13 protein-coding genes are annotated in these 13934 nt (G+C 35.1%); 12 read left to right on the top strand and 1 reads right to left on the bottom strand.

The annotated features are described in order from the left end of the window. Positions 1-185 precede the first annotated feature (185 nt). From AC0L8O_RS13275 to AC0L8O_RS13265, 3 genes are all read left to right on the top strand, one after another. Entirely contained in the window at positions 186-704 is a 519-nt protein-coding gene (locus AC0L8O_RS13275; RefSeq protein WP_473442909.1) for a YceD family protein, read from the top strand. Positions 705-789: 85 nt separating this feature from the next. Next, positions 790-963 carry a 50S ribosomal protein L32 gene (gene rpmF, locus AC0L8O_RS13270; RefSeq protein ID WP_026560479.1) on the top strand — a complete coding sequence of 58 codons (174 nt, stop codon included), beginning with the start codon at positions 790-792 and terminating at the stop codon, positions 961-963. Positions 964-1218: 255 nt separating this feature from the next. Next, positions 1219-1845, top strand: a complete 627-nt coding sequence (locus tag AC0L8O_RS13265) for an RsfA family transcriptional regulator (protein ID WP_473442907.1) — start codon at positions 1219-1221, stop codon at positions 1843-1845. Positions 1846-1898: 53 nt separating this feature from the next. Here AC0L8O_RS13265 and AC0L8O_RS13260 read toward each other — a convergent pair whose 3' ends face one another. Further along, positions 1899-2363 (bottom strand): N-acetyltransferase, encoded by a 465-nt coding sequence (locus AC0L8O_RS13260; protein ID WP_026560477.1) that lies wholly within the window; start codon positions 2361-2363, stop codon positions 1899-1901. A gap of 269 nt (positions 2364-2632) precedes the next feature. On the opposite strand from AC0L8O_RS13260, the gene AC0L8O_RS13255 reads away from it, so the two are divergent. The 9 genes from AC0L8O_RS13255 (at position 2633) to AC0L8O_RS13215 (ending at position 13786) form a co-directional block, all read left to right on the top strand. Next, positions 2633-3511, top strand: coding sequence for a 2-dehydropantoate 2-reductase (locus AC0L8O_RS13255; RefSeq protein ID WP_473442905.1), 879 nt, complete (start codon positions 2633-2635; stop codon positions 3509-3511). A gap of 12 nt (positions 3512-3523) precedes the next feature. Further along, positions 3524-3919, top strand: a complete 396-nt coding sequence (locus AC0L8O_RS13250) for a DUF3397 domain-containing protein (RefSeq protein ID WP_473442903.1) — start codon at positions 3524-3526, stop codon at positions 3917-3919. A 59-nt stretch (positions 3920-3978) separates the two neighbouring features. Then, positions 3979-5607, top strand: a complete 1629-nt coding sequence (gene bshC / locus AC0L8O_RS13245) for a bacillithiol biosynthesis cysteine-adding enzyme BshC (RefSeq protein WP_473442901.1) — start codon at positions 3979-3981, stop codon at positions 5605-5607. A 122-nt stretch (positions 5608-5729) separates the two neighbouring features. Beyond that, complete coding sequence (mraZ, locus tag AC0L8O_RS13240; protein ID WP_026560473.1) at positions 5730-6161, top strand: division/cell wall cluster transcriptional repressor MraZ; 432 nt, start codon at positions 5730-5732, stop codon at positions 6159-6161. 127 nt (positions 6162-6288) lie between these two features. Further along, positions 6289-7221 carry a 16S rRNA (cytosine(1402)-N(4))-methyltransferase RsmH gene (gene rsmH, locus AC0L8O_RS13235; RefSeq protein ID WP_473442899.1) on the top strand — a complete coding sequence of 311 codons (933 nt, stop codon included), beginning with the start codon at positions 6289-6291 and terminating at the stop codon, positions 7219-7221. A 38-nt stretch (positions 7222-7259) separates the two neighbouring features. Continuing rightward, complete coding sequence (ftsL, locus tag AC0L8O_RS13230; RefSeq protein ID WP_026560471.1) at positions 7260-7622, top strand: cell division protein FtsL; 363 nt, start codon at positions 7260-7262, stop codon at positions 7620-7622. 114 nt (positions 7623-7736) lie between these two features. Further along, entirely contained in the window at positions 7737-9920 is a 2184-nt protein-coding gene (locus AC0L8O_RS13225; RefSeq protein ID WP_473448878.1) for a penicillin-binding transpeptidase domain-containing protein, read from the top strand. Between the two features lie 215 nt (positions 9921-10135). Beyond that, on the top strand, positions 10136-12082 hold the full coding sequence (locus AC0L8O_RS13220; RefSeq protein ID WP_473442897.1) for a stage V sporulation protein D: 1947 nt from the start codon (positions 10136-10138) through the stop codon (positions 12080-12082). A gap of 246 nt (positions 12083-12328) precedes the next feature. After that, positions 12329-13786: a UDP-N-acetylmuramoyl-L-alanyl-D-glutamate--2,6-diaminopimelate ligase gene (locus tag AC0L8O_RS13215; RefSeq protein ID WP_473442895.1), complete on the top strand. Its 1458-nt coding sequence runs from the start codon at positions 12329-12331 to the stop codon at positions 13784-13786. Positions 13787-13934 lie beyond the last annotated feature (148 nt).

Below are 13934 nucleotides of genomic sequence, written 5' to 3'. Positions count from 1 at the left end.
AAGTTTTTCTGAAAAATAAAAAATAATAAAGAGAAATGAATTAAATATACCAAACCATCAATGAATGTACTAATTATATTTTGAAATAAATAGATTATCATGTATACTTACACTGTAAAGAAAAAATATTGACAAATATAATTGCGAAGGCTATAATTACCTTTGTTGCCTTGAGGTGATATGTATTGAAATGGACAATTAGTCAACTACATCAATTGCAAAGCAAGGGGTTAAAGATTGATGAAGAAATTGATCTGAGTGATTTGGTTAGAACTCATTCGGATATTCGAGACATTTCCTCAGTAAATGTTAAAGGAAGAGCTGATATTAGTTCGACCAAAGCTACATTCCACTTATCAATTTCAGGTTCAATGGTTTTACCTTGTTCTCGAACTTTAGTGGATGTTCCGTATCCATTTTCAATTGATACAACGGAAACTTTCTTATTAAAACCATCAGACTATGAAATGGAAGAGGATTTTTATCTTCCAGAGGGTGACGTGATTGATCTAATCCCCATTATTAAAGAAATCATAGTGGTTGAAATTCCAATGCAAGTGTTCTGTGATGATGTAACAAATGAAGAAGGAGCTGCTCCTCAAGCCGGTAAAGACTGGGAAGTTATTTCTGAAGAAGATCAAAACAATAAGATCGATCCCAGGTTGGCTGGACTGGCAAATTTCTTCGAAAATGAAGAAAGCTAATTATTTTTTTATAGCTTAACAACAGCGATTGAACCGGTTCTAATCGGTTTCTTTATGCGCAATGCTCTTTAAGGAGGTGGGAATAATGGCTGTACCTTTTAGAAGAACTTCTAAAACGAGAAAACGACTACGTCGTACACATTTTAAACTACAAGTACCTGGTATGGTAGAATGCCCAAACTGCGGTGAAAGCAAACTTGCTCACCGTGTATGTAAAGCATGTGGAACATACAAAGGAAAAGACGTTGTTAGCAAATAATACATTTGTAACAGCTTAAAAGCGTAAGAATCTTTGATTCTTACGCTTTTTTATATATTAAATTCAACGAGTTCTAGAATAAATGTTGTAATTAAATAACCAACAGTAATATTCTACCATTTTGATTTTGATTCTTTAAATATAAAAGGGTAGATTTGTCCCCCTCTTTTTTCATACATAATAGAGTGTAATTTAGTCTACTTAATCTATTAGCTGCATATGTATAGAAAAAAGTAATTTATGGAGGGAGATATCATGACAACTACTCGTCAAGATGCTTGGACACATGATGAAGATTTATTGTTAGCTGAAGTTGTGTTGAGACATATTCGAGAAGGAGCTACCCAACTTGCAGCTTTTGAGGAAGTTGGACGCAAACTATCCAGAACACCTGCAGCTTGTGGGTTTAGATGGAATTCATATGTTCGAAAACAATATAAAACAGGAATTGAAGTTGCAAAAAAACAAAGAAAAGAACTAAGAACACATATTTCACAAGATACAGAAGAGCTTACTGAATCTCATGATGAAGTAGTCGGAGAAGTTCCTACAATACAGGCTGATTCTCAATCAAAAAATACAATAAAAGAGCTTATTTCCTTTCTTCAACAATATGAAGAGGCTCCATCTCTACAAGTTGTACAAGAGGAGAATAGTCAGTTGAAAATGAAAATCCAAAGTTTGGAAAGAAGAATAGCTGAGCTTCAACAGGAAAAACAATCACTTGTAAATCATATTCAAATAGTTGAAGAGGATTATCGAGCATTAATTGAAATAATGGATAGAGCTAGAAAAATGGTGATTCTACAAGAAGATGAAAGAAGCAGAAAGGTTAAATTTCAAATGGACAAAAACGGTAACCTTGAGAGGGTAGAAAAATAAAAGAGAAAACACAACAGCACGGGGACTATGCTTCTTCCGTGCTGTATTTATTCTTATTGCTGAGTAGTTCCAACTGGATACCATACTAAAGGGTTTTCTCCTTTATCCCGATCCATATCATATTTAACAGGCTCAAAACCCATCTTTGACCAAAATCCACTTGATTTTACTCTGGGGTTCGTTTTAATGGGTAGTTGAAAAGATTTAGCATATTCAACAAGTGCTTTTCCGTAACCTTTTCCTTGGTAATTAGGAAGTACCTCAAGTTTCCATAATTCTAAGTAATCCTGCTGGGGTTGAAAGTATTGATCGAATTTTTTGTCAACTTGATAAAGACTCATCCTGGCCACAAGCTTATCTCCGAAGTAAACTCCATAAAATGGAGAGTTGCTGTCATCTTCAATTATGTTGGATTGAAGATCCTCCAGCATTGATAGTTCTTGAATTCCATACTCTTTAAACTTTTTAAACTCCTCTAAAGTTTTATAATTGACTAATAATCTTTCAACTTTTAACATATTTTTCCCCCTTGATGCGATCATCTAGAAAAGATCATGTAAGATAGATGAAATGAATAGGTAATACTATTATATCATGCAGAGCAAAGTCCGTGATATGAAAAAGATTTAACTCTTTCATATTCATATTTATGATTCATCAGGATAATATAAGCAAAATTCTAGTATAAGTGTTGTTATTTTTGATATGATGGTGCTGATTAATGTAAAAAACGATTATTACGTATAATGGAAGGGTGTTTATTGAATTAAATAAGTAGGTGAATTATATGGAAATTGGTGTAATTGGTGCAGGTTCTTTAGGTCTTCTTTATGCGTATTATCTTTCGAAAAGGCATAAAGTTACACTTTATACAAGCCGGCAAGAACAGGCTGATCAGATTAATAACTTAGGAATTCAGATGGTTAAAGGGAGTTCTTATCATACTGAATATGTATGTGCCACATCGGAAACAAGTTATAGGGAGTCCATATTAATCATAACTGTGAAGCAATACCATTTAGTAACAGTAATAGATCTTCTGAAAAAGCTTAGCTCTAGAACAATTGTGTTTCTACAAAATGGAATGGGACATGTAAGTCAATTAGCCTCTTTATTACATCATCATGTTATTGTAGGAATAGCTGAGCACGGTGCATTAAAGGTTAACGAACATATTGTCCACCATACAGGAGAAGGTTTAACAAAGCTTGCGCTATATCAAGATCAAGCTGAGCCAATCCATGACTTGTCCCTATTGAGGAACGAACAGATAAATCATTTTCCAATTGTATTTTTGCCGGAATGGGAAGAGATGTTAAAGGAAAAATTAATTGTCAATGCTACTATAAATCCTTTAACAGCATTGTTGCGAGTGAGAAATGGAGAATTAATGACCAATAAATATTATAAAAAATTATTTTATGAACTTTTTGAGGAAGTCATATCAATTCTTGAAATGGAAGGTAAAGATAAACTGTGGGACTATGTGTGTGAAGTTTGTACGAAAACTTCTGAGAATGAATCATCTATGCTTCGAGATATTCATCACCAACGCAAAACTGAAATTGATTCAATTTTAGGATATTTGATTTTAAATGCAAACGGAAAAAGTATCCCTCATGTATCATTTCTTTTCACTGCCATTAAAGGGATCGAAGTCAGGTAGAGAGGTGGACATATGGGTGGTTTCATAAACTGGATTATTTCAATATTAATTACACTGCCAATAATCAGTCTATTTTTGCTGTATATTATCATACGCATTTTTATAGATAATCCAAGAAAGTCGATTCTTCTAACAATTGATCTTTCAACTGTTTTTTTTATTGTTTCAGTGCATTTTCATTTCATTGCTATTTTTGAGAAATCATTTTTACTATTTATCATACTTGGTATTTGTTGTTTAATTTTGTTCTTCTATTATGTTGAAAAGAGTAAATGTAAGAACCCTTCTATAAAGAGGGTAGCAAGAAATACATGGAGATCTGCATTTTTACTATTTGTTGCAGGTTATATTATTTTAACTGTACTTGGCTTTACATCTGGAGTTATAAAAAACATATTTCCTTTATAGGGAATAAAATTGCTCAAAAAGAGCCAGCATAAGATTTTAATCGAGAAAGGAAGTTTTATATGGAGATTGTTGAACTCTCCCTACGCTCTTCGAACCAATTAGTCAACGACATACAAGATCAAACTATAAATCACGGACTATTTTTCGATTATCATGTTTACTCGCCTGATGTTTTTCAAAGTAGGGCTGAGGATTTAAAAAAACGCTCTTTCCAGCGTAGGGAACTGTCGACTTATTTAAGAGAATATACAAATCGATGTTTAGACCATAATGAGAAAACATTAGAGAATATAAATAGGTTAGAAGATCCAAGCAGTTTAGTTGTCATTGGCGGTCAACAAGCGGGATTATTAACAGGTCCTTTATATACAATACATAAAATTATAACGATTATAAAACTTGCAAAAGAACAAGAACAGAAATTAGGTGTACCTGTTATTCCGGTATTTTGGGTAGCTGGTGAAGATCATGATTTTGCAGAAATTAATCATATTTTTATTAAGAAAAATAAAATGGCCAAGAAATTAGCCATTAATGAGAATCCTTTGAAAAAACAATCTGTTTCTGAACAACCTTTAAACAAACAAAAAACAATTGAGTGGGTTGAAGAGGTATTTGAAGCATTCGGAGAAACAGATTATTCAAATCAGTTAATCGGTACTATGAAAGAGTGTGTGGAAAGGTCAAAGACATATGTTGAATTTTTTGAAAAGCTCATATTAAAGCTCTTTGGTGATACCGGACTCGTTCTCATTAATTCAGGGGATCCAGATTTAAAGTTATTGGAAAAATCCTGTTTTCGAGCAATCGTTGATCGTAATGAGGAAATTTATCATGCGGTACAATCACAGCAGATAAAAATGCGTGAACATCAATATAACCCCATTATTGAAATGGGTAATCAAAGTGCAAATTTCTTTTTTCATCATAATGGTGAACGATTTTTATTTGAAAGACGGGGAAATGATGTCTACCATATATCCGAGATTGGTTTAACGTATTCGAAGGCTGAATTAATTGATTTAATTGAAACTTCTCCAGAGAAGTTTAGTAATAATGTCGTCACAAGACCGTTGATGCAAGAGTATTTATTTCCAACATTGGCCTTTATTGCCGGGCCCGGTGAAGTAACATATTGGGCAGAATTAAAAAAAGTGTTTTCGTTGTTTGAAATGAAAATGCCTCCTGTATTGCCCAGAATACAAATGACATTTCTTGAAAGAGCAATAGAAAGAAATATCGATGAAACAGGGATTAGGATTGAGGAAGTATTGTATGAAGGAGTCGAGAGTGCAATAGAGCGATTTCTTCAAAAGGAAACACCAATCGATATGAATCCGCTTATTGAAAAAGCGAAATTAAATATAGCAGAGATTCATTCATCATTAGTTGAAGCAGCAATTGAAATCGATCCAAGCTTAAAACCCGTGCTGAAAAAGAATGGTGAATTTATTCAGGATCATCTTGAATTCTTTTCAAAAACAGTTGATAAAAGAAAAAGACAAATACATGATGTGATGCTTTCAAAATTTCAATCCATTGAATTAGAGTTATTACCAAGTTTGCATCCGCAAGAAAGAATATGGAATATTTATTACTATTTAAATAAGTTCGGCCCGGAATTTGTAGGAGAACTGCTAAACTTGTCATATTCTTTTAATGGAAAACATAAAATTGTCAAAATTTAAATAAAAGTTTTTTGAAAATCCTGTGATTACAGGGTTTTTTTTTGTGAAAAGAAATGTAGAATAGAAGTGGAGATAAGTGGGGGGAAGTGGTGAGTTAGGGAGAGAAAGTGGGGACATCGAGCATGTTTATGGGAGAATACCATCACACCATTGATATAAAAGGCAGAATGATCGTCCCTTCAAAGTTTAGGGAAGGCCTTGGTGAAACATTCGTTGTTACAAGAGGTCTTGATCAATGTTTATTTGTTTATCCAATGAGTGAATGGAACATAATTGAAGAAAAGCTAAAAGCACTCCCGCTAACGAAAAAAGATGCTCGTGCATTTACTCGATTTTTCTTTTCAGGTGCGACTGAATGTGAGATTGACAAACAAGGTCGTGTTAACATTGCCACACCATTACTTCAATACGCAAAACTAGAGAAAGAATGTGTTGTCATAGGCGTTTCAAATCGGATTGAGCTATGGAGTAAGTCCATTTGGGAAAGTTATGTTGCTGAACAGGAAGATTCTTTTGAGGAAATTGCGGAAAATATGATTGATTTCGATCTCTAATCTTCACTTTGCAGAAAACAAACGAAAATGGACAAGCTAAGGATAGACAAAAAATTGGGGATAGAGATATCTTTCCAATGTTTTGGTATCTAAAGTAGGAAACTGATTTGAAGAGGTGGTACAACTTATGTTTAAACATACAACTGTGTTATTAAAGGAAACTGTGGATGGCTTAAATATTAAAGAAGACGGGATTTATGTTGATTGCACACTAGGTGGAGCAGGCCATAGCAGCTATCTTCTTTCAAAGCTATCGAAAAAAGGTCATTTATATGCATTTGACCAAGATGATGTAGCACTGAATAATGCAAAAGAAAAACTAGCTTCGTATGAAGGACAAGTAACGTTTATTAAAAGTAATTTTCGATATTTGGCTGAAAAATTAGCTGAATTAGAAGTAGAGAAGGTAGACGGAATCTTATTTGATTTAGGTGTTTCCTCACCACAACTGGATACCCCTGAACGTGGGTTTAGCTATCATCATGATGCGCCATTGGATATGAGAATGGATCAGCAATCAGATATTTCAGGGTATGACGTTATTAATACTTGGTCTTATGAGCAGTTAGTTAAAATCTTTTTTCGATACGGTGAAGAAAAGTTCTCAAAACAGATTGCAAGAAAGATTGAATCTCAAAGAGAGCTACAGCCAATTCGTACTACCGGCGAATTAGTTGAAATAATAAAAGATGCAATTCCGGCACCTGCCAGAAGAAAAGGTGGACATCCTGCTAAAAGGATATTTCAAGCGATAAGAATTGCCGTTAATGACGAATTAAAAGTGTTTGAAGAGGCAATTGCTCAATCAATTGAATTGTTAAAACCACAAGGGAGAGTCAGTGTGATTACATTCCATTCCCTAGAAGATCGCATTTGTAAAACTGCATTTAAAGAAGCTGCTACACCGCCAGAACTCCCAAGGAATATGCCTTTTATTCCTGAAGGATATGAGCCTAAAGTGAAGGTTATTACTAGAAAGCCTATTTTGCCAAGTGAACAGGAACTTGAAGAAAATAATCGAGCAAGATCAGCTAAGTTACGTATTGCTGAAAAAATATAAGAAGAGATTATTTGAAAAATAAAGGAGGTTGCAATAAAATGAGTAATTTAGCAATGAAATTAGAACAACAACGACAAGAACAGATCCAGCACATGCCGAAACAAGAACCAATTATTATTAAGAGAAGAGCCTCAATTACACCAGGAGAGAAATTTCTCATTTTAGTTTTTGTTTCTTTATTTGTTATCGGAGCTATTGCGATTGTGACGAATTCTTATTCTGTTTATCAATCGAACATCGAAATTCAAGAGATTGAAGCTCAGATTGAAAAACAAACAAAGTTAAACAGTGACCTCCATGTTCAGGTAGAGGAATTAAGTACATATGATCGTATATGGGAAAAGGCAAAAGAGCTCGGGCTTACATTAGATCAAAATAACGTCAAAAGTGTACAAAATTAATAGTGAAAATACAAGAAGAGGATGACCCGGAATATTGAGTCATCCTCTTCATTCTTATCCTATTCAATTGTCGTATTAGGTGGTATGATACACCGTAGGAGGTTTAGTATGAAATTGACTCAAAAAAATAAGAACATGAATAGAGGCGCTGCTTTTTTGGCGTTAATATTTGGAGTGCTGTTTTTTACTATTTTCATTCGTTTCTTTTATATTCAATCGACTGGTTCGGTTCATGGACAAGCTCTCGCTGCAAAAGCGGAAGAGTTGTATGAAAGCCAAAGGACTATTGAAGCTAAAAGGGGTTCGATTCTTGACCGAAAAGGAGAAGTAATCGCTGAAGATAAATCATCTTATAAACTTGTTGCTATATTAGATGATAAAATAACGACTGATCCCGATAACCCTCAACATGTAGTTGATGTTCAAGAAACGGCTGAAAAAATTGCACCATTGATTGATATGAAAGTAAATGAAGTTGAAGAAATTCTTTCAAAAGACTTGTACCAGGTGGAATTTGGTTCAGCAGGACGAGATATTAGTCACACACTAAAGGAGAAAATTGAAGAATTAGAGCTCCCTGGAATTACATTTAATAGGGATACACAACGTTTTTACCCAAATGGTTTGTTTGCTTCCCATTTAATTGGATATGCTCAAAATCAGGAAGATACCGGACAAACGGTTGGTATGATGGGTCTTGAAAAAACGTTGGAAAAATATCTTCACGAGGAAGACGGATATATAAAATTCGAAAAGGATCATTATAATTGGAAGCTTCCTAATAGTGACGATGAAATTGTTGCTCCGAAGAATGGCAATAATGTCTATTTAACGATAGATCAAAAAATACAAACATTTCTAGAAGACTCTATGAACCAAGTAGTGGAAGAATATTCACCAGAAAAAATAATTGCAGTCGTAGCAGATCCAAAGACAGGAAAGATCTTAGCTATGGCCCAGCGCCCAAGTTTTGATCCTAATACAAGAGATATCACCTCATATTATAATGATGTAATTTCCTATCCTTTTGAACCCGGATCAACAATGAAAATATTTACACTAGCATCTGCGATTGAAGAAGGGGTCTATAATGGAAATGCAACTTTCCAATCAGGTTCATATGCTGTTGGTCCTTCTGTTGTTCGAGATCATAAACGTGGAGGATGGGGTGTTATATCATTTGACGAGGGTGTCCAAAAGTCCTCGAATGTCGGTTTCTCCATTTTAGCTAAAGAAGCATTAGGAACAGATAGGTTCTATCAATACTTAGATAAATTCGGTTTCACAAAGAAAACTGGAATTGATTTACCAAACGAAGCTGAGAGCAAAATGAACTTCAATTATGAAATTGACAAAGTCTCTACTTCATTTGGACAAGCGTCTGCTTTTACACCGATTCAATTAGTTCAAGCGGCAACTGCCATTGGAAATAATGGGAAAATGATGAAGCCTTATGTCATTGAAAAAATTGTTGACCAAGACACAGATAAGATTGTAAAAGAAAACAGTCCGAAAGTAGTTTCTCAGCCGATCTCGGAAAAAACAGCAAAAGAAACACTTAATATTTTAGAAACCGTTGTAAGTTCAGAAGGTGGTACTGGTAAACCATATAGAATTGATGGATATGAAGTAGCAGGAAAAACCGGAACTGCCCAAATTCCAAACCCAAATGGAAAAGGCTATATGACAGGTCATGATAATTATATTTTTTCTTTTTTAGGTATGGCTCCTAAGGAAGATCCTGAGCTTGTAGTCTATGTTGCAGTCCAACAGCCTGATTTAAAAGGCAAGGCTGGCTCAGTACCAGTCTCGATGATCTTTAATACTGTGATGAAAAATAGCTTGCAATATTTGCAAATAGAGCCAACTGAAGAAGTGAACACGAATAATCAGGCACAAACGACTTCAGACGGAATTGAACTTCTTGACACTGTTGATTTAGGTCCGACAGATGCGGTGAATCAGTTAAAAGAGTTAGGCATGGAACCAGTAATACTTGGCAGTGGAAAAAAAGTAATCTCTCAATACCCAACTGCCGGTACTGCGATGATGCCAAATGAAAAAATACTCATTCAAACCTCAGAAAATGTGAAAATACCTGATTTAAATGGCTGGTCAAAACGAGATGTGATGAAGCTTGGAAATCTATTAGGTTTATCAATAAAAACTGAAGGGTCCGGATACGTAACAAAACAAAGTGTTAAGAAGGGCACCGTCTTGAAGAAGGGAGACGTTCTTACGATAACTCTAAGTTCTTTAGAGGTGAAAACTGAAAAAAATAATGAAGCAACAGATTAAGTAAATAAGCAGAACAGCGCTAAATTGATATCGGAATAGATGATGTTAAATCTCTATTTAAGTATATCAATAATGTGCTGTTCTTTTTTGTGATATGTAAAATGAAAAGTATAGTGCTATAGTTGAAAGTGGTTAGGGTACTCGTTTTTTGTTCTACCTCCCATTGTACAAGCATATATATTTGAACGAGCCTAGACAAGGGGGAATAAAAGGATATGCGGGTATCAAATGTAACCGTTCGAAAACGTCTTGCTTTGACGTTGCTTTTCGGTTTTCTCATTTTCTTAGTGATTGATATACGTCTAGGATATGTTCAATTTTTTCTTGGGAATACACTGACCTCAGGTGCTAAAGATTTATGGAGTAGAAATATACCTTTTGAGCCTGAGCGCGGAGAAATTCTGGATCGTAATGGTGTAAAACTCGCTACAAATATGAGTGCACCAACGATATATGTTGTACCAAGGCAAATTGAGGATCCGGCAGATGCAGCAAAGCAATTAGCAGCAGTATTAAATATGTCTGAGGAAAAAGCGTATAGTCATATTACGAAGAAGGTTTCAATTGAGAAGATCAATCCTGAAGGAAGAAAAATATCACATGAGAAAGCAAATGAAGTACGAGATTTAAATATTAAAGGCGTCTATATTGCCGAAGATTCTGTCCGGTATTATCCTTTTGGAAGCTACCTGTCCCATGTGTTAGGATTTGCTGGTATAGACAACCAGGGCTTATTAGGTCTTGAAGCATACTATGACGAGCAGTTAAAAGGGCAAAAAGGATACGTGAAATTTTATTCTGATGCAAAAGGAAAAAGGATGCCAGATGAAGCTGATGATTATACAGCACCTGTTGATGGGGACAATTTGAAATTAACCATCGATTCAAGGGTACAAACTATTGTGGAGAGAGAACTGGATAATGCCCAGGCTACCTATAATCCGGATGGAATCATAGCCATCGCTATGAATCCTAATAATGGTGAAATATTGGCGATGTCAAGTAGACCTGATTTTGCCCCTTCTAATTTTAAAAAAGTAGATCCTATGATTTACAATCGAAATCTGCCGGTTTGGAGTACGTATGAGCCTGGTTCAACTTTTAAAATTATTACATTAGCAGCAGCCCTTGAGGAAGGGAAAGTAGATTTAAAGAAAGACGAGTTCAATGATTCGGGATCTGTAGAAGTGGATGGAGCGAGGCTTCGGTGTTGGAAGAGGGGAGGCCATGGCCATCAAACGTTCTTGGAAGTTGTCCAAAATTCCTGTAACCCGGGCTTTGTTGAATTAGGGCAAAGACTTGGCGAAGAAACATTATTTAAATATATTAAAGACTTTGGGTTTGGGGAAAAAACAGGTATCGATCTTCAGGGGGAAGGAACCGGTATTATGTTTAAGCCCGAACAGGTGGGGCCGGTTGAACTGGCAACTACCGCATTCGGGCAAGGTGTATCAGTTACTCCAATTCAACAAGTTGCAGCTGTTTCAGCTGCGATAAATGGAGGTGTACTCTATACTCCTTATATTGCCAAAGAATGGGTTGATCCTATTACAAACGAAGTAATTAGCAGAAATACACCTGAGGCAAAAAGAAAAGTTATTTCAGAAGCGACTTCAAAGGAGATTCGATATGCTCTTGAAAGTGTAGTGGCGCTTGGTTCTGGACGAAATGCATTTGTAGATGGATACCGTGTTGGTGGTAAGACCGGTACAGCTCAAAAAGTAAAAGATGGTCGTTACATGGAAAATAACCATATCGTTTCGTTTATTGGATTTGCACCTGCAGATGATCCTCAAATTGTTGTGTATGTGGCTGTTGATAATCCTAAGGATACTGTTCAATTCGGTGGGACAGTTGCCGCGCCTATCGTTGGTAATATTATGAGAGATGTATTACCTGAAATTGGGGTCAAGCCTAGAAAAGGTCAAATTGAAAAAGAGTATAATTGGCTAGACACAAAACTTGTCGAAGTACCGAATATTATAGGGTTATCAAAAAAAGAGCTGGCTGAACAATTTGTGAATTTAAATCTAGATGTGTCAGGTGAAGGAGATGTTGTTGTGCAACAATCCCCGAATGAAGGTGTTAAAGTAAAGGAAGGATCTACACTAAGAGTATATTTAGGTGAGGAAAACGAATCGAAATCAAAACAAAATGAATGAATGAAGAAAGCATGCCCTTTGCAAAAAAAGTTGCATTGGCACGCTTTCTTTTTGTTGTTATGTTAAAAAATGCAGGTTAAATAAATTTCCTGTCTTTTTCGTAAGAAAATGAAAGGAAAGATGGCTTCTTTCTCATAAGTAAGATAAAATAAGTACGGAGAAAAAATACATACTTAATGAAAGATTGATTTACTATTGTCTTTCTATGAAGACAAATTGAAACAAGTGATGAAGGTAGGAATAAAGATGAAGTTAAATGAATTACTTACATATTTGCATGATGATTTAACAATATCTACAGCAAATCCAACTATCGGCTCTATTGAAATGGATTCAAGAGAAGTGAAGCCTGGTAGCTTGTTTATTTGTATAAAAGGGTACACAGTAGATGGACATGATTATGCTCATAAAGCTGTTGAAAATGGTGCAGCAGCTATCCTCGCAGAGAAAGAATTGGATGTTACAATTCCTGTTATTATTGTAAAAGATACGAAAAGGTCTATGGCGGTACTTGCTGATATTTTCTATGGTCAGCCTACACATTCAATGCATCTTATCGGTGTAACCGGAACAAACGGAAAAACAACTACAACTCATATCATAGAAAGAATCTTAAATGAAGCAAATAAAAAAACCGGCTTGATCGGTACTATGTATATGAAAATAGGTGACAAACAAAAAGAGGTTAAAAACACGACACCTGAGAGTTTGACCCTTCAAAAAACATTCCGAGAAATGAAAGATGCCGATGTGACACATGCAGTGATGGAAGTGTCTTCCCATGCCCTGCATCTTGGAAGAATTCATGGTTGTGACTTTAACGTAGCTGTTTTTACAAATTTAACACAGGACCATTTAGATTATCATAAAACAATGGAAGCCTATAAATATGCAAAAGGCCTGTTGTTTGCACAATTAGGAAATCGATTTGAACATGACCGTATGAAATATGCAGTATTAAATGGAGATGAAGAAGCATCAGAAGATTTTAAAAAGATGACAACTGCTAAGATTGTTACATATGGAATTGACAGTGATGCAGATATAATGGCTAAAGATATTAGAATGACGTCAAAGGGTACCACATTTCAGCTTATTACTCCCGTTGGCACTGAATTTGTCACGATTCAAATGGTTGGAAAGTTCAGTGTTTATAATGTTCTAGCTGCTGTCGCTGCTACATTATGTTCTTCAATTGCTTTAGAAACAATCGTAAAAGCAATTGAATCGATGGATGGTGTAAGGGGACGTTTTGAATTAGTTGATGGTGGTCAAGATTTTACGGTTATTGTAGATTATGCCCATACTCCTGATAGTCTTGAAAATGTTCTGCAGACTATTAAGCAATTTGCAGCAGGAAGGATCTTTTGTATCATAGGTTGTGGTGGTGATCGAGACAAAACAAAGAGACCTTTAATGGCAAAGATTGCTGTGGAAAATTGTGAAGAACCTATCTTCACCTCTGATAACCCAAGAAGTGAAGATCCGAAAAGTATATTGCTTGACATGGAAGAGGGCGTAGTTGGACAACATTATACATCAATTGTTAATAGAGAAGAGGCTATATCTTACGCTATTTCAAAAGCCAAAAAAGATGATGTAATTCTCATAGCTGGTAAAGGGCATGAAACATATCAGCAAATAGGAACAAATACCGTTGATTTTGATGACAGAGAAATTGCCCTTAAAGTAATAAAAAAATGAATTTAGTTGTGAAAATTTAGGACCTTTCATAAGAATAGGTAACAATGTAGAAAGAGAAGTTGATAAGATGAAGAAAAAAATACGTTTAGAAAAACATAATAAAAAAAATACTTCATATGATATTGTCGTAAAAGATACGCTTGTATAT

It is taken from the genome of Metabacillus sp. KJ11-3 (assembly GCF_055808295.1).
This window is presented reverse-complemented; position numbering and strand designations above follow the sequence as displayed.